Source organism: Sphingomonas sp. RS6 (genome assembly GCF_054489705.1).
In genome coordinates this window covers 14,956-40,236 of sequence record NZ_JBTMWM010000005.1, presented here as the reverse complement: position 1 = coordinate 40,236, position 25,281 = coordinate 14,956, and the positions used below count along the sequence as shown (strand labels likewise).

Below are 25,281 nucleotides of genomic sequence, written 5' to 3'. Positions count from 1 at the left end.
AAAGACTTCAGATCCTTCCCTTGCCGGGGAGGGGGACCATGCGAAGCATGGTGGAGGGGGATTGCAGCGAGGGATGCCTGTGTGGAGGCCCCCCTCCACCACCGCCTGCGGCGGCGGTCCCCCTCCCCGTGCCGGGGAGGATCGAAGACGAAGGCGCCCCTCATGCCGCGCCTCCCGTCAGCACGAAGCTGTCCTTGGTGCCGCCACCCTGGCTGGAATTGACGATCAGCGATCCCTCGCGCAGCGCGACACGCGTCAGCCCGCCGGGAACGACGCGCACTCCGTCGCTCCCCGTCAGGACGAACGGGCGAAAGTCGACATGGCGGGGGGCCAGGCCCTTGTCGCACATCGTCGGCACCGTCGACAGCGCGAGCGTCGGCTGCGCGATGTAGCGATGCGGCTCCGCAATCAGCGCCGCGCGGAACGCCTCGATCTGCGCCTTGGTCGCCGTCGGACCGACCAGCATGCCGTACCCGCCCGATCCGTCGACCAGCTTCACCACCAGCTCGGGCAGGTGATCGAGCACATATTTGAGCGCGTCCGGTTCGCGGCACCGCCAGGTCTGGACGTTCGGCAGCTTGGCCTCGCCGCCCGAATAGAAGCGGACGATCTCCGGCATGTAGCTGTAGATCGCCTTGTCGTCGGCGATGCCGTTGCCCGGCGCGTTGAGCAGCGCGACATTGCCCGCGCGATAGGCGGCAATCAGCCCCGGCACGCCCAGCATCGAATCGGGGCGGAACACCAGCGGATCGAGAAAATCATCGTCGATCCGCCGGTAGATCACGTCGACGCGAACCCGGCCGGCGATGGTTTCCATGTAGACAATGTCGTCGTCGACGACGAGGTCCGCCGCCTCGACCAGTTCGATGCCCATCGAATCGGCAAGGAAGCTGTGTTCGTAATAGGCCGAGTTGAAATGGCCGGGGGTCAGCACGACGCAAACCGGCTTGTTCCGCCCGAGCGGCGCCACCGAATGCATCGTCTCCAGCAGCATGTCCGGATAGCTGTCGACCGGCGCTACGCGGAGGTCGCGGAACAGCTCGGGGCACAGCCGGATCATCGCCTCGCGGTTCTCCAGCATGTACGACACGCCAGAGGGTGTTCGCGCATTGTCCTCGAGCACGTAGAATTCGTCCGGTCCGGTGCGGACCAGGTCGATGCCGCAGATATGCGCCCAGACGCCATGCGGCGGGCGGATGCCGGCGACTTCGGGGCGGAACTGATCGTTGCGCAGGATCAGCTCGGGCGGGATCAGGCCGGCATCGATGATGCGGCGCGCGCCATAAATGTCCTCGAGAAAGGCGTTGATCGCCTCGACCCGCTGGACCAGGCCTTCGCTGAGCCGGGCCCATTCGCTGGCCAGAAAGACCCGCGGCACGATGTCGAACGGGATGATGCGCTCGGCGGCGTCGCTGTCGCCATAGACCGCAAAGGTGATGCCGAGCTGGCGGAACGCGGCCTCGGCGGATTGCTGTCGTCTTTGCAGTTCGGCGGGCGGCGTATCGGCGATCCACTGCGAAAGCGACGCCAATTCTGCACGAGGCGTTTCAGGACCGCCATGCCCCCAGATTTCATCGAACGGCCGCTTTATTCCCATCAAAGCTCCCAAACGCCCAAGTGACGGCTTGGTCGCATGCTGCAACGCATCGATGCGTTGCACAAGAGCCGATCAGCGTCTTCCTGCAAGATCGATCAGCAGCGATTGTCGCAATAGTTGCGGCAGCACTTCGGGTTCGGCCGCGTTCGGCGCGTACCATAGATAAAGCGGCACGCCGGCGCGGTTATGCGCTTCGATGAAGCGGCCGAGCACGGGATCGCCGTTGGTCCAGTCCCCCACCAGCACCGTTACGCCGCCGTCTTTCAGCGCGCGCTCGACCGCGGCGGTTTCGATCACGCTCTTCTCGTTGACCTTGCACGTCAGGCACCAGTCGGCGGTGAAATAGGCGAAGACGGGCCGGCCCTGCTTGCGCAGTTCGGCCAGACGGGCCTCGCTGAACGGTTCGATCCCGTTGCGCGTGACAGCCGCCGGGCCGGCGGGTGCCGGGCCGACCAGCGCCACCGATGCCAGCGCCAGGGCGATCAGCGGCAGCGCCGGTAGCAAAGCCCGCGTCCGCCCGCGCGCCTGCCGGCGCCCCGCCCACCAGAACCCGAGCGTCGCGAGCAGCGCGGCGCCCAGGCCGATCGCCATCCCGTTCACCCCGGCTTCCTTGCCGAGCACCCAGCACAGCGCGAGCGCGGTGAGGAACATCGGTACCGAAAGGATGCTGCGCAGCGTCGCCATCCATGGCCCTGGGCGTGGTAGGCGGCGGCGCAGCGCCGGCACGAAGCCGAGCAGCAGGAAGGGCAGGGCGATGCCGAGGCCAAGTCCCGCGAAGATCGCGAGCCCGGTGTACCAGGGAAGGATAAGCGTCGCGCCCAGCGCGGTCGCCATGAACGGGCCGGTGCACGGCGTCGCGACGAACGCGGCAAGCGCGCCGGTCGCGAAGGCGCTGCCGTGACTGCGCCCCGCCGTGCGGTTGACGAATGCCGGTGCCGTGATCTCGAACAGGCCGGCCAGGTTGAAGGCGATCGCCGAAACCAACAGCAGCAGCACGAGGATCACGCGCGGATCCTGAAGCTGGAAGGCCCAGCCGGCGCTCGTCCCGGCCGCGCGCAGGCCGAGCAGGATGCCGCCCAGCGCAAGGCAGACCAGCACGACGCCGGCGGTATAGGCGAGCGCCTCCGCACGCGGGCTCGAGTCCTGGTCATTCGCCTTGGCGAGGCTGAGCGCCTTGAGGCTGAGGATCGGGAAGACGCACGGCATCACGTTGAGGATCAGCCCGCCGACCACAGCCGCCGCAAAGGCGCTGAGCGCGGCCAGCCACGTCGCACCGCCGCTGCCGCCACCCCGGGCCGGGGGCACGCTACCGGGCGTTGCGCGCAGTTCGAGTCCCTTCCCGTCGATCGCCAGCACGCCCTCGAGCGCGGCGGGGCTGCCCTTGGCGCGCGTTTCGATCACCAGCCGGTCGCCGTCGCGCGCCACCCGCTGCGGTGCGGCATAGTCGATCGCGTCGGCGGTCAGCGGATAGAAGTAGGGGTCGTTTGCCGGCGCCCCCGCCGGGTAGGGGACGGCCAGCCGCAGCGCCTCGCCCTGCACCTCGAACCGCGCGGTGGCGTCGAGCGGGCGGGGAAGCTGCCGCCGCCAGCCGTCGAACCTCGCCCGCGTCGCCTGATTGATCGTGCCGTCGCCGATGGTCAGGCTGGTCTGAAGCTCGGTCTTTTCCGGCACGCACAGCGTGTCGGTGCACACGAGATAGTCGAGCTTGAGCGTCACCGGCAGCACGCCGCGGGCATCGGCGGGGATATGCAGCGTGGTCAGCCGGGCGAAGGTGTCTTCGAAGACATAGTTCATCAGCCCGGAGATCAGCAGCCGCTGCGGCACCGGATAGCGAAAGGCGTCGGCGCGAACGCCTCCGGGCAGCGTCCAGTCCGCCTCGGCAGGCAGGCCGGCGTCGCCGGGGTTGCGCCAATAGGCGTGCCAGCCGGGATCGGGCGTGGAAACCAGCGCCAGCGTCACCTTGCTGCCGGGCGCCGGACGCGCCGTTTCCGCCACCAGCTGGTTGCGGACATGCGGCCCCTTGGCAAAGCCCTGCGCCGCCGCGGGCGAGACCGCGGCGGCGATCAGGAACAGGAGCGACATCAAAGCGAAACGAAGCTGGGCCATGTGCCCGTCCTTGCCCAGTTCGCTCGGATCGACAATAGCTGGGTTCGTTCCCTGTCATTCCGTGCCCGGAGCCGGTCCCGATGAAATTGATTGCCCCCGTTGCCGCCGCCCTTGCCTTGGCGAGCGCCGTTCCTGCCGCCGCCCAGCAAACGCCGCGGGCCCCCGCACCCGTTTCGATGGCGAAGGCGCCGAAGCTGGTGGTGGTGATCTCGGTCGATCAATTCTCCGCCGATCTGTTCGCCGAATATCGTGCTCAGTTCACCCAGGGGCTTGCCCGGCTGATGACCGGCGCGGTGTTCCCGGCCGGCTATCAGAGCCATGCCGCGACCGAAACCTGCCCCGGCCATTCGACGATCCTGACCGGCGATCACCCCTCCCGCACCGGCATCATCGCCAATGACTGGATCGATTTCGCGGCACCGCGGGCCGATAAGACGGTCTATTGCGCCGAGGACGAGACGGTGCCCGGCACCGATTCCGATCACTACACCGTGTCCGACAAGCATCTGAAGGTGCCGACGCTGGGCGAGTGGATGAAGGCCGCCGATCCGCAATCGCGGGTCGTCTCCGTCGCGGGCAAGGACCGCGCGGCGGTGATGATGGGCGGCCACAAGGTCGACGAGCTCTGGTGGTGGGACGGCAAGGCGTTCGTCTCCTACGCCGGCCGGCCGCAGCCGACGGCGGTGGGGCGGATCAACGCCGCCACCAAGGTTCGCATCGCCGAGGCGCAGCCGCCGCTCAACCTGCCCGGCTTCTGCCAGGCCCGCAGCCGTGCCATTTCGGTGGGCGGCGGCAAGACGGTGGGCGACGGCCGGTTCCAGCGGACGGCGGGCGACGCCAAGGCGTTCCGTGCCTCGCCCGATTTCGACGATGCCGTCCTCGCGCTGGGCGCCCGGCTGGCGACCGACATGAAGCTGGGGCAGGGACCGCACACCGACCTGCTGATCCTGGGCGCCTCGGCGACCGACTATGTCGGCCATACCTATGGCACCGAGGGCAGCGAGATGTGCCTCCAACTGCTGTCGCTCGACCAGACGCTCGGCCAGCTGTTCGCGGCGCTCGATCGCACCGGCGTCGACTATGCCGTTGCGCTGACGGCGGATCATGGCGGGCACGACCTGCCCGAACGGCACCGCGAACATGCCGCGCCGACCGAGCAGCGAATCGAGCCGGCCGTCACCAGCGGCGCGATGGGCGCCGCCATCGCCGCCAAGCTGGGCCTTGCCGGGCCGGTGCTGGCCGGCGGGCCGGGCGGCGACGTCTATATCACGCCGCAGGTGCCGGCCGACAAGCGGGCGGCGGTGCTGGCGGAAGCGGTGAAGCTCTATACCGCCAACCCGCAGGTGCAGGCGGTGTTCACCCGCGCCCAGATCGAAGCGACGCCGATCGTCCATACCCCGCCGGAGACGTGGAGCCTGATCGAGCGGGCCCGTGCCTCCTATGATCCGCAGCGTTCGGGCGACCTGATCGTCGCGCTGAAGCCGCGCGTCACGCCGATTCTCGATCCGGTTCACGGCTCGGTCGCGACGCATGGCAGCTTCTGGGACTATGACCGCCGCGTCCCGATCCTGTTCTGGCGCAAGGGCATGACCGGGTTCGAGCAGCCCTTGTCCGTCGAGACGGTGGACATCGCGCCGACGCTCGCCGCGCTGATCCATGTGCCGGTGCCGGTCGAAATCGACGGCCGCTGCCTCGATCTCGACGCCGGCGCCGGCGACACCTGCAAGTAACCGGTCAGGCGTCGCGCAGCATTCGGATGATCCCCGAGAAATCGAGTGCTGCGCCGTCGCCGGCGACGAACTGTTCGTAGAGTGCCCGCGCGCGCTCGCCCATCGGCACCTGCGCGCCGACGCTGCCCGCCGCTTCGACCGCGAGCTTGAGATCCTTGAGCATCAGCGGGGCGGCGAACCCGCCCTGATAGTCGCGGTCAGCCGGGGTTTCGGGGCCGACGCCGGGGACCGGGCAATAGCTCGTCATCGACCAGCTCTGGCCCGAGGAGACCGAGGCGATGTCGAAGAAGCGCTGCTGGTCGAGCCCCAGCTTCTCGGCGAGCGCGAACGCCTCGCAGGTGGCGATCATCGTCGCGCCGAGGATCATGTTGTTGCAGATCTTCGCCGCCTGGCCCGCGCCGCTGGCGCCGGCATGGATCACCGCCTTGCCCATCTCCTCGAGGAAGGGCTTGGCGCGCTCGAATGCGGCGACCGTGCCGCCGACCATGAAGGTGAGCGTGCCGGCATTGGCAGCGGCGATCCCGCCCGACACGGGCGCGTCGACCGCGAGCAGCCCGCGCTGGGTGGCGGCTTCGGCGACGCGGCGCGCGGTGGCGACATCGATCGTCGAACAGTCGATCAGCACCGCGCCCGCCTCGGCCTTGTCGAGCAATGTCTCGGTGTAGAGCGTCTCGACATGGCTGCCGGCGGGCAGCATCGTCAGGATCGCTTCCGCGCCCGCAACGGCGTCCGCCGCGTCCTTGGCGGGGAGGCAGCCGGCCTTTTTCGCGCGCTCCAGCGCTTCCGGGGACAGGTCGAAGGCGCGGACGTCGTGCCCGGCCTTGGCGAGGTTCGCCGCCATGCCGCCGCCCATATTGCCCAGGCCGATGAATGCGATGCGTGCCATGTGCTTCCTTTCTACGTTTCCGCCCCGCTTGCGGGAGGCGCGTCGTCGCTCGCTCTGCCCATCGTCATTCCCGCGAAGGCGGGAATCCATTGCCCTGTGCGCTTGGGGAAGGAACCGGGGCATCAGCGCCAATGGATCCCCGCCTTCGCGGGGATGACGGCTGGTGGGGTTCGAGCGCGGTCACCGTTCCTAGTCCAGCGGGAGCAATGGATTACTTGCCCGTCCAGTTCCCCGGACGCTTCTCGACGAATGCCGTCATGCCTTCCTTCTGGTCCTCGGTGCCGAACAGCGCGTGGAACAGGCGGCGTTCGAACTGGACGCCCTGGGCCAGCGTCGTCTCGAACGCGACGTTGACCATTTCCTTGTTCGCCTTGACCGCGAGCGGCGGCATCGACGCGATGGTCGCGGCGGTCTTCACCGTCTCTTCCACCAGTTCGGCGGCGGGGACGATGCGGCTGACGAGGCCGGCGCGCTCGGCCTCTTCGGCGTCCATCATACGGCCGGTGAGGCACATTTCCATCGCCTTGGCCTTGCCGACCGCGCGGGTCAGCCGCTGCGAGCCGCCCATGCCGGGGGAGACGCCCAGCTTGATCTCGGGCTGGCCGAACTTGGCGGTGTCCGCCGCGAGGATGAAGTCGCACATCATCGCCACTTCGCAGCCGCCGCCCAGCGCATAGCCGGCCACCGCCGCTATGATCGGCTTGCGGGTGCGGGTGAAGGCGTCCCAGCCGGCGAAGAAGTCATGGCCGTACATGTCGGCAAAGCCCTGTGCCTGCATCTCCTTGATGTCGGCGCCGGCGGCGAAGGCCTTCTCGCTGCCGGTGAGCACCGCGCAGCCCTGCGACGCGTCGGCATCGAAGGCACGCATCACGTCGAGCAGCTCGCTGAGCACCTGGCTGTTGAGCGCGTTCAGTGCCTTGGGCCGGTTGAGCGTGATCAGCGTCACCGCGCCGCGCTGCTCGACGAGGAGGGTTTCGTAGGAAGACATGCTGTTCTCCGTTCAGGGCGCCCAGGCCTGCGCGGGCGGCAGGGGGGCGAAGATGGCATCGATCGCGGCGCTGTCCACCGCTTCCGGGGTGGAGGGAGACCAACGCGGGCTATTGTCCTTGTCGACGATCACGGCGCGCACGCCCTCGGCGAAATCGGGCAGGCGGCAGACGCGGGTGGCGACGGCATATTCCTGGGCCATCTCGGCGGCGAAGTCGGGCATCGCGCGGCCCTCCCGCACGATCCGCAGCGAGACCTTGCAGGCCTGGGGCGACTTGGTGCGCAGCGTGGCGAGGGTGGCGGCGGCCCATTCGCTGTCCTCGGCGTCCAGCGCGGCGAAGATGTCTTCCACGCTGTCGCTGGCGAACAGCCGGTCGATATCGGCATAGTGCGCGAGGATCCTGGCGATCGGCGGTTCGATCGACAGATCGTCGAGGATCGCCAGCGCCTTGTCCGGCGCGGTGGTGATCTGCGCCTTGGCGGAGGCCAGCGCCTCAGCTGGCAGGTAATGGGTGGCGAGGCCGAGCGCGAGGCATTCGGCGCCGTCGAGCCGGTGGCCGGTCAGCGCCAGATACTCGCCCATCCGCCCGGGCAGGCGTGACAGATACCAGCCGCCGCCCACGTCCGGGAACAGGCCGATACCGGTCTCGGGCATGGCGAACTTGGTGTTCCCGGTGGCGATGCGCAAGCGCGCGGGCTGTGAGATGCCGACGCCGCCGCCCATCACGATGCCGTCGGCAAAGGCGACGATCGGCTTGGGATAGGTGAACAGCCGGTGGTTGAGGCGGTATTCGGTGCGGAAGAAATGCGCGGCCTCGGTGCCGTCACCGGCGCCGCTGGTCGCGATCAGGCGGATATCGCCGCCGGCGCAGAAGCCCCGACCCTCGGCATGGTCGAGCAGGACGATGTGGACGGCGTCGTCCTGTTCCCACGCGTCGAGTGCGTCGAGCATCGCCTGGCACATCGCGGTGTTGAGCGCATGGAGGGCCTTGGGGCGGTTGAGGCGGATGCGGGCGGCGGGGCCGTCGATCTGGGTGAGGATTTCCATTTAAAATCCTCCCCGGAACGGGGAGGGGGACCAAGCCGCGCAGCGGGTTGGTGGAGGGGGAGCACAGCAAGGGAATCCAGTGTGGCGGCCCCCCTCCACCACGCGGCTTTGCCGCGCGGTCCCCCTCCCCGTGCCGGGGAGGAATGCGGGGCGAACGTTCGGAAAGTTCCGGGAAAACGACATGAAGCCGGCTTCCTTCTTGGCAGACTCGGCACTCGCATCAGAACAAAGCATAAACATGCTGTCGTAGGAAAGCATTTTCCGCCTCAATCCTTCAGCAGATCGCGGCCGACGATCATCCGCATCACCTGATTGGTGCCTTCCAGGATCGAATGCACGCGCAGGTCGCGCCAGAAGCGCTCGATCGGATAGTCCATAAGGTACCCATAGCCGCCGTGCAGCTGCAGCGCCCGATCGACCACCGACGAGCCGGTATCGGTGGCAAGGCGCTTGGCCATGGCGGCGAAGCGGGTCTTGTCCGGCGTGCCGGCGGTCACCTTGGCGGCGGCGAGGTAGAGCAGCGCGCGGGCGGCCTCCAGCTCGGTCGCCATGTCGGCGAGCATGAACTGGGTATTCTGGAAATCGGCGATCGCCTTGCCGAACTGGCGGCGCTCCTGCGTGTAGCGCACCGCCTCGTCGAGGCAGCGCTGCGCCCCGCCGAGCGAGCAGGCGCCGATGTTGAGCCGGCCGCCGTCCAGCCCCATCATCGCGATGCGGAAGCCCTCGCCCTCGGCACCGATCAGGTTCTCCACCGGCACGCGGACGTTATCGAGGATCACCTGCGCGGTCGGCTGTGAGTGCCACCCGAGCTTGCGCTCCTGCGCGCCGAAGCTGACGCCGGGCATATCCTTCTCGATCGCGAGGCACGAAATGCCCTTGGCGCCGTCCTCGCCGGTGCGCACCATGGTGAGGTAGAGGTCGTTCGCGCCGCCGCCCGAGATGAACTGCTTGGTGCCGGTGACGACATAATGATCGCCGTCCCGCACCGCGCGCGTCTTGAGCGCCGCCGCGTCCGATCCCGAGCCGGGTTCGGTGAGGCAGTAGCTGGCCAGCCGGTCCATGGTGACGAGGCTCGGGAGATATTTGTCCTTCACCGCCTGCGCGCCGAAGCGGTCGATCATCCAGGCGGCCATGTTGTGGATCGAGATGAACGCGCTGGTGGAGGGGCAGCCATAGGCCATCGCTTCGAAGATCAGCGCCGATTCCAGCCGGCCGAGCCCGATGCCGCCCGATTCCTCCGAGACATAGATCGCCGCGAAGCCGAGTTCGGCGGCGGCCCGAATCGTCTCGCGCGGGAAGAGGTGCTTCTCGTCCCACTCGGCGGCTTGGCGGGTGATCGCATCGGCGGTGAACTTCTGCGCCATCTCCTGGATCTGGCGCTGGTCGTCGGTGAGGTCGAACTGGTGGGTCATGGGTTCAGCCGTGTTGGATCTGGGAAGATCCTCCCCGGAACGGGGAGGGGGACCATTCGCGCAGCGAATGGTGGAGGGGGCGCGCAGCGAGCGAGTCCGGTGGGGTGGGCCCCCTCCACCACGCGGCTGCGCCGCGCGGTCCCCCTCCCCGTGCCGGGGAGGATCGAGGCGGGACACGCCACCCCATCACCCCATGGTCGGAATGACGAAGGCATTGGCCGCGTCGCCCACGCCGCCGTCGGGCCAGCGCTGGGTGACGGTCTTCACCTTGGTCCAGAAGCGGACGCCTTCCATGCCATGCTGGTTGACGTCGCCAAAGGCCGAGCGCTTCCAGCCGCCAAAGCTGTGATAGGCCACCGGCACCGGGATCGGCACGTTGATGCCGACCATCCCCACATTCACCCGTGCCGCGAACTCGCGCGCGGCATGGCCGTTGCGGGTGAAGATCGCGACGCCGTTGCCGTACTGATGCTCGCTCGGCAGGCGCAGCGCCGTCTCGAAATCGGGGGCGCGGACGATCTGGAGGACGGGGCCGAAAATCTCTTCCTGGTAGCTCTTCATGGCGGGCGTGACGCGGTCGAACAGCGACGGGCCGATGAAGAAGCCTTCTTCATGCCCCTGCAGCGCAAAGCCGCGGCCGTCGACCACCAGTTCGGCGCCCTCGTCCACCCCGGTCTGGATCCAGTTCTCGACGCGCGCCTTGTGCGCGGCGTTGACCACCGGGCCATATTGCGCCTCGGCATCGGTGGAGACGCCCACCCGCAGCGCCGCGATCGCCGGGATCAGCTTTTCGCGGAGCGCATCGGCCGTTTTGTCGCCGACCGGCACCACCACCGGGAGCGCCATACAGCGCTCGCCCGCCGAGCCGAACGCCGCGCCCGACAGGTCGTTCACCACCTGGTCGAGATCGGCGTCGGGCATGACGATGCCGTGGTTCTTGGCGCCGCCCATCGCCTGGACGCGCTTCCCCGCCGCGACGCCGCGCTGGTACACATAATGGGCGATGTCCGACGAGCCGACAAAGCTCACCGCGCCGATCGCCGGATGATCGAGGATCGCGTCGACCATCGCCTTGTCGCCCTGCACCACCTGCAGGATGCCCGCCGGCGCGCCGGCCTCCAGCATCAGCTCGGCGAGGCGGACGGGGACCGAGGGATCGCGCTCGGACGGCTTCAGGATGAAGGCGTTGCCGCAGGCGATCGCCACGCCGAACATCCACATCGGGATCATCGCCGGGAAGTTGAACGGGGTGATGCCCGCCCCGATGCCGATGGGCATCCGCATCGAATAGACGTCGATGCCGGGGCCTGCCCCTTGCGTATATTCGCCCTTCAGCGCGTGGGGGATGCCGCAGGCGAATTCGATCACCTCGAGCCCGCGCTGGATATCGCCCTTCGAATCGGCGATCACCTTGCCGTGCTCGGAGGAGAGCAGGTGCGCCAGCGCGTCCATGTTCGCCTCGACCAGTTCCTTGAAGCGGAACATCACGCGGGCGCGGCGCTGCGGGTTGGTCGCGGCCCAGCCGGGCTGGGCGGCCTGGGCGGCGGCGACGGCGCGGTCGAGATCGGCGGCGGTGCCGAGCGTCACCTGTGCCTGAACACTGCCATTGTTGGGATCGAAAACGTCCGACCGACGGCCCGTGCCGCCGCCCGACGAACCGGCGATCACATGATCGATAACGCGCATCACACTCTCCTGCGGCCGGCCTCGACGCCGACTCATCCGTTGTAATTTAATTGCGCAATGGCACAGCAGCTGCGCGATGTCACCCCGGCCGATCGGGAGTGCAGCCCGCCTGCATGCGGGTTTGTGGGGAGGCATTCCCGCCGTACCCGCTTTTGTGTAGCATGTCGCTGTAACACACGCAGGAGAGACCCATGCCGCCATCGAGCCCCTGGTCGCATCACCGCCGCGAAGGCATTGCCGACGATATCGACTTCGAGATCAAGGGGCAGGAGCTCCAGTTCGTCGAGATCGAGCTCGATCCGGGCGAGAGCGCGGTCGCCGAAGCGGGGGCGATGGTGTGGAAGGATGCGCCCGTCGGCATGACCACCGTGTTCGGCGACGGCAGCGGCGGCGCGGGCGGCGGCTTCATGGACAAGCTGCTCGGCGCGGGCAAGCGGCTGGTGACGGGCGAGAGCCTGTTCACCACCGTGTTCACCCATAACGGCCACGGCAAGGCGCGCGTCGCCTTCGCCTCGCCAACGCCGGGCGCGATCCTGCCGCTCCGGCTCTCCGATTATGGCGGCACGCTGATCTGCCAGAAGGACGCCTTTCTGGCCGCGGCCAAGGGCGTGTCGATCGGCATCGCCTTCCAGCGCCGGGTGATGACCGGGCTGTTCGGCGGCGAAGGCTTCATCATGCAGCGGCTCGACGGCGATGGCTGGGTGTTCGTGCAGATGGGCGGCACGGTCGTCGAGCGCGAGCTGGCGGCGGGCGAGGAACTGCATGTCGATACCGGCTGCGTCGCCGCGCTGACGCCGTCGATCGACTTCGATCTCGTCTCGGTCGGCGGGGTGCGCAGCATGTTCTTCGGCGGCGAGGGCGTGTTCTTCGCGCGGCTGCGCGGGCCGGGCAAGGTGTGGATCCAGTCGCTGCCGTTCGCGCGGCTCGCCGGTCGCATGGCGGCGGCGGCGATGGGCGGCGGGCAGAATCGCGGCGAGGGTTCGGTGCTGGGCGGGCTGGGCGATCTGATCGGTGGCAATCGCTGAGCCGGTCGGCGCGGCGCGCGGCACCCCGGTCCTGACGAGCGCGCGGTTGCACCTGCGCCCGCGCACCGTCGATGATGCCGAGGCGTTGTTTCCCAGCCTGTCCGACGCCGCACTGATGCACTGGTGGAGCCACGCACCGCATGGCCATGTGGCGCAGACCCGCGCCAGTTTCGCCCGCACCGATCCGGACTGGCGCGTCTGGGCGATCACGCTTGCAGGGGACGATCGTGCCATCGGCTATGTCGCGGTGGGCGAGAAGCGGCAACGCAATGTGAGCGAAGTCGGCTATCTGCTCGCCCGCGCGCATTGGGGCCGGGGCATCGCCGAGGAAGCCTTGACGCGGATCATCGACCAGCTGTTCGCCGAGGGGCAACGCCGGGTTTTTGCAGACACCGACCCGGAGAATGTGCATTCGCGCAACTTGCTCGAACGGCTGGGTTTTGGGCTGGAGGGGATGCTGCGCGCCGAATGGGAAACCCATATCGGCATTCGCGACACCGCCCTGTATGGATTATTGAAGGAGGACTGGACATGCCGACCCCGCCGCGCCTGAGCGACCCCGCCGAGCGCGCCGCCTACAAGGCCGAACTGCGCACCGTGGCGCGGCCGCTGCGCATGGGGGCGGTGTGGCTGGCGGTGCTCGGCGCGCTGCTCGCGGCGGTGCGGGCCAGGCTGTGGCCGATGCCGATCGCGGTGCCGGTGGCGGTGCTGGGGCTGGCGTTCTTTCTGATGGTGCTGGGCATCACGGTGCGCGTGAAATATCATCAGCGGCGGATGCGCGGCGACCTATAGGTAGCGCAGCCACCAGTCGCCGTGCCGCTGCTTGAGCCGCCCGAAGGCGCGCGTCGCAAACCAGCAGGGCAGCGCCACCGCCGCCGCCAGCAGCCAGATCGAGGCGACGTTCGGCACGCTCACCGGCCCGGTCGTGCCCAGGGCGGCTGCGGTCAGCCGGTTGATGCCGTTCAGCAGATAGAGGTGGAGCAGGTAGAAAAGGAGCGGCGCGCCGCCCAGCACGGCGAGCAGCGTCGCGGCACGATCCGGCAGCCGCTCGAACATCGCGAGCAGGATCAGCCCGATCCCCAGCGTCAGCAGCACGAAATCGGCCGAGGGCGGATATTTGGTGACGTTGAAGAACTGGAGCGCGGTGGCGAGCGCGTCGCCGCCCGCGCGCCACGGGTGGAGATCGCCATAGACATTGCCCGTCCGCAGCATCACGAACAGCGCGAGCGCGGCGATGCCGAGCGCGATGAGCGTCCGGCGGCGGGCGGCACCATCGGCATCGCTCGCGAACCACGGGCCGATCGCATAGCCGAGCGCGATCACGCCGATCCACGGCAGCAGCGGATAGCTGACCCTCAGCCGTCCGCCCCAGGGCAGATCGAACAGCGTGCGTTCGTGCAGCACCGCCCAGACCGCATGGCCCGGCTCGCCCGCCACATGAACGCCGTCGAGCAGGTTGTGCCCCAGCACGATCGTCAGCCCCAGCGCGATCAGCGCCGGCCGGGGCAGGTGGACGAGCGCCGCCAGCGCAAGCATCGACAGGCCGATCACCCAGATCACCTGGAGATAGACGATCGGCGGCGTCGGATCGAAGCCCCAGGCGAAATTGACCAGCGTCAGCTCGAGCACGATCAGGAACAGCCCACGCTTCCACAGAAAGTCCGACGCGGCCGCCGCCCCGCCGCGCGACTGCGCGTAGAGCCACGCCGCGAGCCCGGTCAGGAACACGAAGACCGGCGCGCAGAGATGCGCGGTAAGTCGCGTGACGAACAGCGCCGGCGGCGTATCCGCCGCCATCGGATCGGCCACGGGCACCTGCGTATAGAAGAACTCGCGGCTGTGATCGACGAGCATCAGCAGCATCACCAGCCCGCGCAGGGCATCGATCGAACGGATGCGGCGGCGGGCGGCGGCGACGGGCGAAGGGGCGGGCGCGGGGGCGATTGACAAAGGCTGCAACATTGTGCAGCGCAATGATACATCATAACATAAAGGGCAACCCATTTTGCGCGTGACCATCGCCACCGCCGCCTTGCTGACGCTGGGCGCCATTGTTCCCGCCGCCGCCGAGGAGCGCGATCCCGAAGCCGATTCGGCCGGGCAGGAAATCATCGTGCTCGGCACGCGGGATCGGCAGACCGATCGCACGCTTTCCGCCGACCCCGCGACCGAGCGCATGTCGCAATCGAGCCGGGTGCTCGAGCGCGACCTGCTGACCGCCGCCGGCACCTATCGACTGTCCGACGCGCTGGAACTGATCAGCGGCGTCAGCAACCAGAATAATCGCGGCGGCGTGATGGACAATTTCGCGATCCGCGGCTTTCTGGGCACGCCCGATGGTGGCGGCGAATATTATGTCGACGGCTTTCTCGCCAATCGCGGCATGGCGCCGCCGCGCGATCCCGCCACCGCCGAACGGATCGAGCTGCTGAAGGGGCCGATGGGCGCGCTGTTCGGCGATGCCGATCCAGGCGGGCGGGTGAACATCGTCAGCAAGACGCCCGGCGCCGTCGCGACCGGCAGCGCGACGCTCAGCTATGGCTCGTTCGATACCCGGCGCGGCGAGCTCGACATCAACCAGCCGATCAACGGCACGCTCGCCATCCGCTTCGTCGCGGCGGCGGAGGACAGCGACGGCTGGCGCGATCATGTGACGCTCAAGCGCCGGACCTTCGCGCCGTCGCTCACCTGGCGCCCGTCCGATTCGGCGCAGATCACCTATGTCGGCGAGATCACCCGGTTCGACACACCGTTCGATCGCGGCCTGCCCGCGATCGACGGCGATGCCAACGCACTGCCGCGCAACCGCTATTTCGGCGAACCGGCGAACGGCGTCACCAAATTCCGCAACGAGCGCCACCAGCTGACCGGCGAGGTGTCGCTCGGCGGCGGCTGGGCACTCAACGGTGGTGTGGCGTGGCGCACCGGATCGCTCAACGGCTTTTCGGCGGACCAGTCGCGGCTGGTCGGCACCAGCCTGTGGCGCCAGCGGCGGCAGCGCGGCTACACGGTCGACGATGTCTCGGCGCGGATGGAGCTGACCGGGCGCGTATCGAACCACCAGCTGAGCGTCGGCGTGAAGGGCTATGTGCTCGATTATCACGAGCTGCTGCTGCGCCGGAATCCGACGGCGGCGGCCCCCTATTCGATCGACGTGTTCGACCCCGTCTATGGCGCCACCGCCCTGCCGCTCGCGCCGTTCACCGACAATCGCGAGAAGCGCTGGGCGACGACGTTGTACGTGCAGGATCTGTGGCAGGTGAGCGAGCGGCTGAGCCTGAGCGGCGGCGTGCGCTACGATCCCTATCGCCAGCGCATCACCAACAACCGCGCCGGCACGGTGGGCCGCGCGATCGACGATCCGGTGAATTTCCGCGTCGGCGCGCAATATCGGCTCGACAGCCGGTTCGCGCTCCATGCGAACTGGGGCCAGAATTTCGTGCTCAATTCGGGCACCGGCCGCGACGGCGCCGGCTTCGCGCCGGAGACTGGCAAGGGCTATGAACTCGGCGGATCGGCGCGGCTGCCGGGCATCGACGTGTCGGTCAGCTGGTTCGATATCGAGAAGCGCAACATCCTGACCAACGATCCCGTCGATCCCAATTTCAACGCGCCGGTCGGGCGGTTGCGGAGCCGGGGCATCGAATTCGACGGATCGGCGCGGCTCGGCCACCATTGGCAGCTGATCGGCAACTATGCCTGGACGCACGCGCGCACGCTCGACAGCAGCTTCGCCACCGATCGCGTGCTCGACGTGCCGACGCATGCCGGCACGCTGTTCGTGGTCGGGCGCTTCCTCGATGCCGATGGGCGCGGCCCGTCGATCAGCGGCGGCATTGCCTATGTCGGCGATCGTACCGGCGCGATTGACGGCAGCGGGCTGGTGCTGCCGTCCTACGTCAAGGCCAAGGCCGCGGCCGAATATGCCTTTTCGCGCCGGCTGTCAGTGCGGCTGGAGGCGGACAACCTGTTCGACGCCCATTATGCGATGAGCTCGTACAGCAGCCTGTGGGTCTATCCCGGCGCGCCGCGCACGGTGCGCGGGACGCTGCGGCTCGCCTATTGAGCGGGGGGCGGGGCGGCGGGCACGGACAGCGCCGCCGCCTTGCTCACCAGCCCGACGAAGCGCGCCGAATCGACCGGCTGATCCACGTCGTTCCAGCTGGCCGACAGCGCGTACCAGTCGCCGCCCTTGCTGCGCATCAGCAGTGTCATCGCGATCACGCCGGGCTCCGATCCGCCCTTATAGCCTACCCACGCCCATTCGGACGCGACATTGCCCGGCACACCCGGATTCTTCGACAGCACCGCGCGCGCCTCGGCCCCCTTCGGCCCTTCGGTGTTGCGGCGGATCCAGTCCATCACGCGCACCAGATCGTTCGGCGACAGGAACCATTCGAGCGTATCGATCGACAGTGGCTTGCCGGCGGCGAACATGGTGCTGTCCACACGGGCGATCGGCGTCGCGGCGACATCGCCCGCCAGCAGCGCGCGGCGCCCGGCGGTGGCGGCTGGGAGATAGCGGTCGCGCAGCGCCGGGATGGTCTTGAGCTTGAACACCTCGCCGGTCGAGAGGAACGGTCGGTTGCGCGCGGGATCGGCGATGCCGAGCACGGGCATCATCGCCTCGACCTTCTCGCGCCCCAGCGTCTTCAGCAGGATATCGGTTGCGCTGTTGTCGCTGATCGAGATCATCTGGGTGGCGAGTTCGCGCAAGCTCACCTTGGTGCCGGCGGGTTTCTGGGTATAGCCGCCGCCGGGCAAGTCCTTGCCGTCGAGCGTGACGAGATCGTCCCATTTGCGCTCGCCCGCGTTGGTGGCGCGGATCAGTTCGGCGAGGATCACCAGCTTGAATTCGGAGCCGATCGCAAAGGCCTGATCGGCATGATAGTGCCGCGCGATCTGCGGCGCGCCGTCGCCCAGCTTCGCGAGCACATAGCCGGCCTGTCCCTTCAGCTGACGCATCGCCGCGTCGATCGCGTCGAGCGTAGCCTCGCGCGCGGTGACGCCGCGTACGAGCAGCCCGGTAATCCGGTGATCGCCGGCGGGATCGACCGCGAGCGCGACTTCGAGCAGCGCATCGCGGAACTCGACAGCGACGATGGCCGACCAGGCGGTCGTCGCGGTGACGCGCTCGATCCGCTCGGGCGGGCCATAGCCGACGGTCAGTTGCCTGGTCACTTCGTCGAACTGCGCCTTGGGAATTTGCGCAATGAACGAATCGGCGAACACGCGCGGATAATCGACCTTGCCGGCCAGGATCTCGGGGAGGGCGTTGGCCCGGTCGAGAAGCGGTTGGGCGGCGGCCGGCGCTTCGGCTGTGCCCGGCGGCGGCGCACCGGTCTGTGCGGCAGCGGGCAGTGCGGCGATCATCGCGGCGAGGCAGAGCGCGGACAGACGGCGAGACGGCATCATCGATTCCCCCATTTGTGGTAGCAGCGTAATGCGTTGGCGGCAGCGGTGCCAGCCGGGTCAGTCCATGCTCCGGTCGAGCGCGTCGATCGCCGATTGCACGCGGCGCGCGGCACGACGGTTGAGCAAATGAATGCCGACGAAGACCGCGACGGCCGGAAGCCCCGCCGTGGCGAGCGCGAAGAGCACGTGGCGCAGCGGCAGCGTCCGGCCGATCACCTCGCCGGTGGCGAGAAGAAAGAGCAGCATGCCGGGCACGACCGGCGCCAGATACCAGCGCCAGACGCTCGCCAGCGCCTCGCGCTGCGCAACCAGCTGCATCCGATAGAAGGCAGCGCTGGTCAGGCCCGGATCGGGCGCCTTTGGTCGGCGCCGCCACAGGTTCCACAGCGTGAACGCCGTGCCGATCACGATCATGCCGCACGCCAGCCGCAGCAGCGGTTCCGGCGCCGACCACCCGATCCAGACGAATGTCGCGGCGCCGATTCCGCCGGCGACATATTCGATCGCATCGCGGCGGCGGACGCGGCGGCGCAGCCGGGCCTCGGCCGCTGCCATCGCCGCCGGATCGGGTGGCCGGGCATCGCAGGCGTCGTCGCGCCACAGCGAGGAAATCCGATCGTTCATGGCCGTTGCTCCGGCTGGAAACGGCGCGCAAGCAGCGCCTTGATGCGGTGAACCTTGACCGAGACGGTGCCGACCGCGAGGCCGGTAACCTCGCCGATCTCGGCGCTCGACAGGCCTTCGAGATAGAGCAGGATGACCTGGCGATCGGGCGGCTGGAGCTGGCGGATCAGCAGGCGCAGCCGCGCCATCAGCTGTGCGTCGCCCACCGCGCTTTCGGGGTCGTCGCGATCGAGCAGCGCCTCGGCCGCTTCGAGCGCGACCAGCCGCCCGCCGCGCGCACCGCTGCGGGCATGGGCGGCGGCGACATTGTGCGCGACGCGCCAGACCCAGGTGGCGATCGAGCAGCGCCCGTCGAACCTGTCGAAGCTGCGCCACAGGGCGAGGTGGATTTCCTGTTCCAGATCGCGCGCGAGATCGGCATCGGCCTCCACCGCGCGCGCCAGCCGGGCGATCGCCGGCGCATGTGCAGCGCCCGCCTCGCGATACAGCGCGTCCTGTCTCAGTGGCTGGTCCATCCGCGTCGCCGCTCCCTTCGTCCAGCCATTAGTCGGCGGCGCGCGCGAAACCTTACGCGCGAAGGGCAGGAAAATGACGGGCGGGCGTCAGGCGTCGATCACCTCGTCGTCGAGCCGCGCGGCATTTTCCTGGATGAAGGCGAAGCGGTGCGCCGGGTTGCTGCCCATCAGCCGGTCGACCAGGTCCTTCACCCCCGCACGCTCCTCATATTCCTGCGGCAGCGTCACCCGCAGCAGGCTGCGGGTGGCGGGGTCCATGGTGGTTTCCTTGAGCTGGTTCGGGTTCATCTCGCCGAGCCCCTTGAACCGGCTGACCTCGACCTTCTTGCCCTTGAACTCCTTGGACTCGATCTGCACCCGGTGCGCATCGTCGCGGGCATAGAGACTCTTCGAGCCCACCGTCAGGCGGTAGAGCGGCGGCTGGGCGAGATAGAGATGCCCCTTGCGCACCAAGTCCGGCATCTCCTGGAAGAAGAAGGTCATCAAGAGCGTCGCGATGTGCGCGCCGTCGACATCGGCGTCGGTCATGATGATGATGCGCTCGTAGCGCAACTGGGCGGCGTCGCAGTCCTTGCGGGTGCCGCAGCCGAGCGCCTGGATCAGGTCGGCGATTTCCTGGTTCGCCAGGATCTTGGCCGAGGTCGCGCTGGCGACGTTGAGGATCTTGCCGCGGATCGGCAGGATCGCCTGCGTCTTGCGGTCGCGCGCCTGCTTGGCCGAGCCACCGGCCGAATCGCCCTCGACGATGAACAGCTCGGTCCCCTCGGGGCTGTCGGCCGAACAGTCGGTCAGCTTGCCGGGCAGGCGCAGCTTGCGGCCGCTCGTCGCCGACTTGCGCTTGACCTCGCGCTCCTGCTTGCGGCGCAGGCGGTCGTCCATCCGCTCGAGTACATAGCCGAGCAGCGCCTTGCCGCGCTCCATATTGTCGGTGAGGAAATGGTCGAAATGGTCGCGCACCGCCTTTTCGACGAGCGCGGTCGCCTCGGGGCTGGTCAGGCGGTCCTTGGTCTGGCTCTGGAACTGCGGCTCGCGGATGAATACCGACAGCATCACTTCGGAGCCGGTGACGACGTCGTCGGGGTTGAGATCCTTGGCCTTCTTGTTGCCGACCAGGTCGGCGAAGCTGCGGAGGCTGCGCACCAGCGCCTGGCGCAGGCCCTGCTCGTGGGTGCCGCCATCGGGGGTCGGGATGGTGTTGCAGTACCAGCTATAGCTGCCGTCGCTCCACAGCGGCCAGGCGACCGCCCACTCGACACGACCCTGCGATTCGGGGAATTCCTGGGTACCCGCGAAGAAATCGGCGGTGGCGCATTCGCGCGTGCCGACCTGCTCCTTCAGATGGTCGGCGAGGCCGCCGGGGAACTGGAATACGGCCTCGGCGGGCGTATCGTCGGTGATCAGCGACGGATCGCACTTCCAGCGGATCTCGACGCCCGCGAACAGATAGGCCTTGGAGCGGGCGAGCTTGTACAGCCGCGCGGGCTTGAACAGCATCTCGCCGAAGATTTCGGGGTCGGGCGTGAAGGCGACGCTGGTGCCGCGCCGGTTGGGGGTGCCGCCGATCTTCTCCAGCGGGCCGAGCGTCTGGCCCTGGCTGAAGCGCTGGCGATAGAGCTGCTTGTCGCGCGCCACCTCGACCACCGTGTCCACCGACAGCGCGTTGACCACCGAGATGCCGACGCCGTGCAGGCCGCCCGAGGTGGCATAGGCCTTGCCCGAGAATTTGCCGCCTGAGTGGAGCATCGAGAGAATCACCTCGAGCGCCGACTTGTCGGGGAAGCGCGGGTGCGGGTCGACCGGCATGCCGCGGCCATTGTCGACGATGGTGATGCGGTTGGGCGCGGCGAGCGTCACCTCGATGCGGTTGGCGTGCCCCGCGACCGCTTCGTCCATCGCATTGTCGAGGATTTCGGCGGCGAGATGGTGGAGCGCGCGCTCGTCGGTGCCGCCGATATACATGCCCGGGCGGCGGCGCACCGGCTCCAGGCCCTCAAGAACCTCGATCGACGAGGCGTCATAGGTGCCTGAGGGCGTGCCGGGTGCGGCGAAAAGGTCTTCGGACATGCGGAACGTATAGGGGGCGTGGGGGCTGCCGCGCAAGGCGCGGGCGCCGGCAGTGAGCGGTCCGATCGATTTCTGTGAACGCGTCTTTGCGTTTCACCTTCGTATCATTGCGGTTTCATAGATGTAGAAGAGCGATGCGGCGCGGAGGCGCGCCGGCGCCGACAAAAAGGGAGTTTCCTCATGCTTCGTTCCACTCGGAGCGGCGCGGCGATGGCCGCGTTGCTCGGCGGCGCGCTCGTGCCCGCCGCCGCCGCCGCGCAGACCGATACCCAGGTGTCCAGCCGCATGACCACCGGCCCGGCGCCCGTGAGCGCCCAGGCCGATACCCCCATCCAGGCGGAATCCGGCGCCGCGCCGGTGCTGACCCGCGACAATGGCGCGCCGGTGGGCGACAACCGCAATTCCAAGGCGGCGGGCGATCTCGGCCCGGTGCTGCTCGAGGATTCCTATCTGATCGAAAAGCTTGCCCGTTTCGATCGCGAGCGCATGCCCGAGCGCGTCGTCCACGCCCGCGGCACCGGCGCGCACGGCGTGTTCCGCGCCACCGCCGACATCTCCGATCTCACCAAGGCGTCGTTGTTCCAGCCGGGCAAGGAAACCCCGGTATTCGTGCGCTTCTCCAGCGTGATCCACGGCAAGGACAGCCCCGAATGGCTCCGCGATCCGCGCGGCTTCGCCACCAAATTCTATACTGACCAGGGCAACTGGGATCTGGTGGGTAACAATCTGCCGATCTTCTTCATTCGCGATGCGATGCAGTTCCCGGATATGGTGCACTCGCTGAAGCCCGATCCCGTCACCAACCGGCAGGATCCGAATCGCTTCTTCGACTTCTTCTCGGCCACCCCCGAATCGACCAACATGCTGACCCAGCTCTATTCGAACCTGGGCACCCCGGCTTCGTACCGGACGATGGACGGCAACGGCGTCCACGCCTTCAAGCTGGTCAATGCCAAGGGCGAGACGGTGTTCGCCAAGTTCCGGTGGATCAGCCACCAGGGCGTGCACAACCTGACCGCGTCGCAGGCCGGCGCGCAGGCATTCGATTACCAAACCCATGATCTCTACACCGAGATCGCCAAGGGCAATTATCCCAGCTGGGACCTGATGGTGCAGGTGATGCGGCCGGAGGATTTCGCCAAGCTCGACTATAATCCGTTCGACGACACCAAGGAATGGCTGGGCGTGCCGTTCCGCAAGATCGGCGAGATGACGCTGAACAAGGTGCCGGACAACTTCTTCGAATGGACCGAACAGTCTGCCTTCGCGCCGTCGAACATGGTGCCGGGCATTGAGCCTTCGCCCGATCGGATGCTGCAGGGCCGGCTGTTCAGCTATGCCGATACCCAGCGCTACCGGATCGGGGCCAATGCGCTGGCGCTGCCGGTCAACCGCCCACGCGTGACGGTGGTGAACAACAGCCAGGATGGCCAGCTCAACGGCTCTGCCCGCAGCTCGCGCGTGAACTATTTCCCTGCGGCGCTGGCGCCCAAGACCACGCCGGCTGAAGCAGGTGCCTCGGCCTATGCGATCGACGCGGCCGTCGCGGCCAAGCCCATCGCCAAGACCAACAACTTCGCCCAGGCAGGCGTCTTCTATCGCGCGCTGCCGGCGGCGGAGAAAGCGGATCTGATCAAGAACCTGTCGGGCGATCTGGGCAAGGTTGTGTCGCCGCGCACGCGGACGATCATGGTCAGCTATTTCTACCAGGCCGACAAGGACTATGGCACGCGGCTGGCCAAGGCCGTGAACGTCCCGATGGCCGAGGTGGAAAAGGCGGTCGCCGAATATCGCGCGGCACATGCCGAACAGCTCGCCGCAAACTGAGATCCCCCCGAAAAACCCGGGCCGGCACGTCCCGGCCCGGGCATTCGCATTATCGGAGCACGCGATGCGTTCCCTGTTGTTTCTCTTCGCCGGCGCGGCGCTGCTCGCCGCGCCGCTCGCCGCCGCCCAGAACGCGGCCGAACTGCCGTCCCCCGAACGCCGCCAGGCGCTGCTGTTCGAAGCGGCGCGCGCCGGCCGGGCCGATCTGGTGCCGGGGCTGGTTCGGCTCGGGGCCGATCCCAATGCTCGTGACGGGCGCGGTTTCACCCCGGCGATCCTTGCGGCCTATAACGGCCAGGCGGCGGCGCTGGAGGCGCTGATCGCCGCCGGCGCCGATCCGTGCCTCGCCGATGGCGGGCAGGGCAATACCGCGCAGATGGGGGTCGCCTTCAAAGGCGATGACGCGATCGCGGCACGGCTGCTCAAGGCCGGTTGCGACGTCAATGTCCGCAACAAGGCGGGGCAGACCGCGCTGATGATGGCGGCGCTGTTCGGCCGGACCAGGCAGGTGGAACTGCTGCTGGCGGCCGGAGCCGATCCCGCGCTTGCCGACGCCGCAGGCCGCACTGCGGCAAGCGTGGCGGCGGCGCAGGGCAATACCGATCTCGCCGCCCGGCTCGCGCCGCGCTAAAGCGGTCCGAAAACCTCTTCCATGCCGTATGAAAAGGGGCCAGCACCAACGGTGCCGGCCCCTTGTCTGCTCGCGGCGCGGCTCAGCGCACGCGCGGACCGCCGAACGGCATCGGCGGCGGCGGGCGGCGATCGCGGCGCGGCAGCTGCGCCTGATAGGCATGGCCGCAATGTTCGACGCAGTAAGGGAAGCCGGGGTTCACCTTCTCGCCGCAGAAGTGGAAATCGGGCTCGCCGGGATGGCCGAGCGGCCATTTGCAGATCTTGTCGTTCAGATCGAGCAGCGAGGTCTTGCCGGCAATCGCCTCGCTGGGCTTGGCCGGAACCAGGCGACGGGGCGGGGCGGGGGTGGCGGGCGGCGCCTGATCGCCGGGATTCTGGCGAACGAAGCCGCCCGGGCCGACCGAACGGAGCACGGGTGCTGCCGGCCGCGCTTCGGCGCCGGACGAATCATCGTCGTCGGCGGCAGGCGCCGGTGCTGCCGGACGCGGCGCGGCCTGAACCGGCGGCGGCGCGGCGGGCGCGGGCGCTGCAGCGCGCGGCGCCGGCTGGGCGGGCGCGCGGGGTGCTGCCGGCGCGGCGGGTGCCGGGCGCGGCTCGGGCGCCGATGCCGCCGCGGACTTGGCCTCGTTCGCCTTGACCGGCGACGGACGCGACTGAAGCCCCAGGCGGTGCGCCTTGCCGATCACGGCGTTGCGCGAAACGCCGCCCAGTTCCTCGGCGATCTGGGTTGCGGTCAGGCCGCTGTCCCACATCTTCTTCAGCGTCTCGATACGCTCGTCGGTCCAGCTCACTTCGGTTCCTTCGTCTTGCGGGCGGCGGCGTCAGCGGGTACGCGATCGCGCCATGAGCAGCCACCCCGAAATCGGTACAGCACTTCCCGAGCCGGGCGTTCCGGTGATTCGCAACGTCAACTGGGGAGGTCTGCGCAGCCTCTATATCAAGGAGGTGCGGCGTTTCTTCAAGGTCCACCTCCAGACGATCTGGGCGCCGGCGATCCAGACGCTGCTCTATCTGGTGGTGTTCACCACGGCGCTGGGCGGACGCGCGCCGGTGCATATCGGTGGCCAGACGATCCCGTTCGCCGATTTCCTCGCGCCCGGCCTGATCGTTTCGACGGGCATGCTGACCAGTGCCTTCGCCAATGCCAGCTTTTCGCTGCTGGTCGGCAAGATCCAGGGCACGATCGTCGATTATCTGATGCCGCCGCTTTCCACCGGCGAGATGCTGACCGCGCTATGCGGCGGCGCGGTGACGCGCGCGATCTGCGTCGGCAGCATGGTGTGGGTGGCGATGGCGCTGTGGGGCGTGCCGGTGACGCCGCAGCATCTGTGGGCGGTGCTGTGGTTCGGCCTGCTCGGCGCGCTGATGCTGGCGATGATGGGCGTGCTGACGTCGATCTGGGCGGAGAAGTTCGATCATGCGGCGGCGGTGACCAATTTCGTCGTCGCGCCGCTGACGCTGCTGTCCGGCACCTTCTATTCGGTCGACCGGCTGGCGCCGACGTTCCAGGTCATCAGCCATTTCAACCCGTTCTTCTACATCATCTCGGGCTTTCGCTACGGCTTTCTGGGGGTCGCCGATTCGCCGATCCTGATGGGGTCGTTCGTGATCCTGGCGATCGACGTGGTGCTCGGCCTGTTCTGCTATGGGCTGCTTCGCCGTGGCTGGAAGATCAAAAGCTGAGCGGCTGATCGCAACCAAGCCTTAAGCGCGCGCGATTAGAGTG

At 68.3% G+C, this 25,281-nt stretch carries 21 protein-coding genes; 8 read left to right on the top strand and 13 right to left on the bottom strand.

The genetic code is table 11. The features are described 5' to 3' along the window. Positions 1 to 160: 160 nt before the first annotated feature. Positions 161 to 1,597, bottom strand: a complete 1,437-nt coding sequence (locus ACX40Y_RS10960) for a circularly permuted type 2 ATP-grasp protein (protein ID WP_459119599.1) — start codon at positions 1,595 to 1,597, stop codon at positions 161 to 163. A gap of 72 nt (positions 1,598 to 1,669) precedes the next feature. After that, a complete protein-coding gene (locus tag ACX40Y_RS10955; protein WP_459119598.1) occupies positions 1,670 to 3,703 on the bottom strand; it encodes a protein-disulfide reductase DsbD family protein in 2,034 nt (677 codons plus the stop codon). Between the two features lie 80 nt (positions 3,704 to 3,783). Between ACX40Y_RS10955 and ACX40Y_RS10950 the strand changes: the two genes are divergently transcribed. Then, a complete protein-coding gene (locus ACX40Y_RS10950; protein WP_459119597.1) occupies positions 3,784 to 5,433 on the top strand; it encodes an alkaline phosphatase family protein in 1,650 nt (549 codons plus the stop codon). Positions 5,434 to 5,437: 4 nt separating this feature from the next. On the opposite strand, the gene mmsB is transcribed toward ACX40Y_RS10950, so the two are convergent. The 5 genes from mmsB to ACX40Y_RS10925 form a co-directional block, all read right to left on the bottom strand. Beyond that, positions 5,438 to 6,409, bottom strand: a complete 972-nt coding sequence (mmsB, locus tag ACX40Y_RS10945; RefSeq protein WP_459119596.1) for a 3-hydroxyisobutyrate dehydrogenase — start codon at positions 6,407 to 6,409, stop codon at positions 5,438 to 5,440. Between the two features lie 121 nt (positions 6,410 to 6,530). Next, complete coding sequence (locus tag ACX40Y_RS10940; protein ID WP_459119595.1) at positions 6,531 to 7,307, bottom strand: enoyl-CoA hydratase; 777 nt, start codon at positions 7,305 to 7,307, stop codon at positions 6,531 to 6,533. 12 nt (positions 7,308 to 7,319) lie between these two features. Then, complete coding sequence (locus ACX40Y_RS10935; protein ID WP_459119594.1) at positions 7,320 to 8,354, bottom strand: enoyl-CoA hydratase/isomerase family protein; 1,035 nt, start codon at positions 8,352 to 8,354, stop codon at positions 7,320 to 7,322. A gap of 266 nt (positions 8,355 to 8,620) precedes the next feature. After that, the gene (locus ACX40Y_RS10930) at positions 8,621 to 9,766 is read right to left on the bottom strand and encodes an acyl-CoA dehydrogenase family protein (RefSeq protein ID WP_459119593.1); all 1,146 of its coding nucleotides are present in this window, start codon (positions 9,764 to 9,766) and stop codon (positions 8,621 to 8,623) included. A 186-nt stretch (positions 9,767 to 9,952) separates the two neighbouring features. Then, positions 9,953 to 11,452, bottom strand: a complete 1,500-nt coding sequence (locus ACX40Y_RS10925; protein ID WP_459119592.1) for a CoA-acylating methylmalonate-semialdehyde dehydrogenase — start codon at positions 11,450 to 11,452, stop codon at positions 9,953 to 9,955. 191 nt (positions 11,453 to 11,643) lie between these two features. Here ACX40Y_RS10925 and ACX40Y_RS10920 point away from each other — a divergent pair, with 191 nt between their 5' ends. Genes ACX40Y_RS10920 through ACX40Y_RS10910 form a run of 3 tightly spaced genes read left to right on the top strand, consistent with a single transcriptional unit; the run spans position 11,644 to position 13,269 of the window. Continuing rightward, positions 11,644 to 12,477: a TIGR00266 family protein gene (locus tag ACX40Y_RS10920; protein WP_459119591.1), complete on the top strand. Its 834-nt coding sequence runs from the start codon at positions 11,644 to 11,646 to the stop codon at positions 12,475 to 12,477. Continuing rightward, positions 12,464 to 13,030: a GNAT family N-acetyltransferase gene (locus ACX40Y_RS10915; RefSeq protein WP_459119590.1), complete on the top strand. Its 567-nt coding sequence runs from the start codon at positions 12,464 to 12,466 to the stop codon at positions 13,028 to 13,030. Before ACX40Y_RS10920 ends, ACX40Y_RS10915 begins: the two co-directional genes overlap by 14 nt. Next, positions 13,009 to 13,269: a hypothetical protein gene (locus tag ACX40Y_RS10910; RefSeq protein ID WP_459119589.1), complete on the top strand. Its 261-nt coding sequence runs from the start codon at positions 13,009 to 13,011 to the stop codon at positions 13,267 to 13,269. Before ACX40Y_RS10915 ends, ACX40Y_RS10910 begins: the two co-directional genes overlap by 22 nt. On the opposite strand, the gene ACX40Y_RS10905 is transcribed toward ACX40Y_RS10910, so the two are convergent. Beyond that, complete coding sequence (locus ACX40Y_RS10905) at positions 13,264 to 14,439, bottom strand: DUF1624 domain-containing protein (RefSeq protein ID WP_459119588.1); 1,176 nt, start codon at positions 14,437 to 14,439, stop codon at positions 13,264 to 13,266. The genes ACX40Y_RS10910 and ACX40Y_RS10905 overlap by 6 nt on opposite strands. Positions 14,440 to 14,488: 49 nt before the next feature. On the opposite strand from ACX40Y_RS10905, the gene ACX40Y_RS10900 reads away from it, so the two are divergent. Next, positions 14,489 to 16,543, top strand: a complete 2,055-nt coding sequence (locus tag ACX40Y_RS10900; RefSeq protein WP_459119587.1) for a TonB-dependent siderophore receptor — start codon at positions 14,489 to 14,491, stop codon at positions 16,541 to 16,543. On the opposite strand, the gene ACX40Y_RS10895 is transcribed toward ACX40Y_RS10900, so the two are convergent. The 4 genes from ACX40Y_RS10895 to parE all read right to left on the bottom strand — a co-directional run bounded on the left by ACX40Y_RS10895 (position 16,537) and on the right by parE (position 21,095). Further along, on the bottom strand, positions 16,537 to 17,889 hold the full coding sequence (locus ACX40Y_RS10895; protein ID WP_459119586.1) for a serine hydrolase: 1,353 nt from the start codon (positions 17,887 to 17,889) through the stop codon (positions 16,537 to 16,539). The genes ACX40Y_RS10900 and ACX40Y_RS10895 overlap by 7 nt on opposite strands. 60 nt (positions 17,890 to 17,949) lie before the next feature. Further along, positions 17,950 to 18,516, bottom strand: a complete 567-nt coding sequence (locus tag ACX40Y_RS10890) for a hypothetical protein (protein WP_459119585.1) — start codon at positions 18,514 to 18,516, stop codon at positions 17,950 to 17,952. Further along, positions 18,513 to 19,031: an RNA polymerase sigma factor gene (locus ACX40Y_RS10885; protein ID WP_459119584.1), complete on the bottom strand. Its 519-nt coding sequence runs from the start codon at positions 19,029 to 19,031 to the stop codon at positions 18,513 to 18,515. The genes ACX40Y_RS10890 and ACX40Y_RS10885 overlap by 4 nt, the downstream gene beginning before the upstream one ends. A gap of 87 nt (positions 19,032 to 19,118) precedes the next feature. Beyond that, on the bottom strand, positions 19,119 to 21,095 hold the full coding sequence (parE, locus tag ACX40Y_RS10880) for a DNA topoisomerase IV subunit B (protein ID WP_459119583.1): 1,977 nt from the start codon (positions 21,093 to 21,095) through the stop codon (positions 19,119 to 19,121). A 180-nt stretch (positions 21,096 to 21,275) separates the two neighbouring features. On the opposite strand from parE, the gene ACX40Y_RS10875 reads away from it, so the two are divergent. Together ACX40Y_RS10875 and ACX40Y_RS10870 are read left to right on the top strand one after the other, a co-directional pair. Then, positions 21,276 to 22,922 carry a catalase gene (locus ACX40Y_RS10875; protein WP_459119582.1) on the top strand — a complete coding sequence of 549 codons (1,647 nt, stop codon included), beginning with the start codon at positions 21,276 to 21,278 and terminating at the stop codon, positions 22,920 to 22,922. A gap of 64 nt (positions 22,923 to 22,986) precedes the next feature. Continuing rightward, positions 22,987 to 23,553 carry an ankyrin repeat domain-containing protein gene (locus ACX40Y_RS10870; RefSeq protein WP_459119581.1) on the top strand — a complete coding sequence of 189 codons (567 nt, stop codon included), beginning with the start codon at positions 22,987 to 22,989 and terminating at the stop codon, positions 23,551 to 23,553. Between the two features lie 82 nt (positions 23,554 to 23,635). Here ACX40Y_RS10870 and ACX40Y_RS10865 read toward each other — a convergent pair whose 3' ends face one another. Then, a complete protein-coding gene (locus tag ACX40Y_RS10865) occupies positions 23,636 to 24,346 on the bottom strand; it encodes a GcrA family cell cycle regulator (protein ID WP_459119580.1) in 711 nt (236 codons plus the stop codon). 52 nt (positions 24,347 to 24,398) lie between these two features. On the opposite strand from ACX40Y_RS10865, the gene ACX40Y_RS10860 reads away from it, so the two are divergent. Next, positions 24,399 to 25,238 carry an ABC transporter permease gene (locus ACX40Y_RS10860; RefSeq protein ID WP_459119579.1) on the top strand — a complete coding sequence of 280 codons (840 nt, stop codon included), beginning with the start codon at positions 24,399 to 24,401 and terminating at the stop codon, positions 25,236 to 25,238. Positions 25,239 to 25,281 lie beyond the last annotated feature (43 nt).

What these genes read in the sequence shown, in the direction of transcription:
- ACX40Y_RS10885 (WP_459119584.1), bottom strand. Translation starts at nt 19,031, where the DNA reads ATGGACCAGCCACTGAGACAGGACGCGCTGTATCGCGAGGCGGGCGCT.
- parE (WP_459119583.1), bottom strand. Translation starts at nt 21,095, where the DNA reads ATGTCCGAAGACCTTTTCGCCGCACCCGGCACGCCCTCAGGCACCTAT.
- ACX40Y_RS10875 (WP_459119582.1), top strand. Translation starts at nt 21,276, where the DNA reads ATGCTTCGTTCCACTCGGAGCGGCGCGGCGATGGCCGCGTTGCTCGGC.
- ACX40Y_RS10940 (WP_459119595.1), bottom strand. Translation starts at nt 7,307, where the DNA reads ATGTCTTCCTACGAAACCCTCCTCGTCGAGCAGCGCGGCGCGGTGACG.
- ACX40Y_RS10935 (WP_459119594.1), bottom strand. Translation starts at nt 8,354, where the DNA reads ATGGAAATCCTCACCCAGATCGACGGCCCCGCCGCCCGCATCCGCCTC.
- ACX40Y_RS10950 (WP_459119597.1), top strand. Translation starts at nt 3,784, where the DNA reads ATGAAATTGATTGCCCCCGTTGCCGCCGCCCTTGCCTTGGCGAGCGCC.
- ACX40Y_RS10890 (WP_459119585.1), bottom strand. Translation starts at nt 18,516, where the DNA reads ATGAACGATCGGATTTCCTCGCTGTGGCGCGACGACGCCTGCGATGCC.
- ACX40Y_RS10905 (WP_459119588.1), bottom strand. Translation starts at nt 14,439, where the DNA reads ATGTTGCAGCCTTTGTCAATCGCCCCCGCGCCCGCCCCTTCGCCCGTC.
- ACX40Y_RS10920 (WP_459119591.1), top strand. Translation starts at nt 11,644, where the DNA reads ATGCCGCCATCGAGCCCCTGGTCGCATCACCGCCGCGAAGGCATTGCC.
- ACX40Y_RS10895 (WP_459119586.1), bottom strand. Translation starts at nt 17,889, where the DNA reads ATGCCGTCTCGCCGTCTGTCCGCGCTCTGCCTCGCCGCGATGATCGCC.
- ACX40Y_RS10910 (WP_459119589.1), top strand. Translation starts at nt 13,009, where the DNA reads ATGCCGACCCCGCCGCGCCTGAGCGACCCCGCCGAGCGCGCCGCCTAC.
- ACX40Y_RS10960 (WP_459119599.1), bottom strand. Translation starts at nt 1,597, where the DNA reads ATGGGAATAAAGCGGCCGTTCGATGAAATCTGGGGGCATGGCGGTCCT.
- ACX40Y_RS10870 (WP_459119581.1), top strand. Translation starts at nt 22,987, where the DNA reads ATGCGTTCCCTGTTGTTTCTCTTCGCCGGCGCGGCGCTGCTCGCCGCG.
- mmsB (WP_459119596.1), bottom strand. Translation starts at nt 6,409, where the DNA reads ATGGATTCCCGCCTTCGCGGGAATGACGATGGGCAGAGCGAGCGACGA.
- ACX40Y_RS10955 (WP_459119598.1), bottom strand. Translation starts at nt 3,703, where the DNA reads ATGGCCCAGCTTCGTTTCGCTTTGATGTCGCTCCTGTTCCTGATCGCC.
- ACX40Y_RS10925 (WP_459119592.1), bottom strand. Translation starts at nt 11,452, where the DNA reads ATGCGCGTTATCGATCATGTGATCGCCGGTTCGTCGGGCGGCGGCACG.
- ACX40Y_RS10930 (WP_459119593.1), bottom strand. Translation starts at nt 9,766, where the DNA reads ATGACCCACCAGTTCGACCTCACCGACGACCAGCGCCAGATCCAGGAG.
- ACX40Y_RS10860 (WP_459119579.1), top strand. Translation starts at nt 24,399, where the DNA reads ATGAGCAGCCACCCCGAAATCGGTACAGCACTTCCCGAGCCGGGCGTT.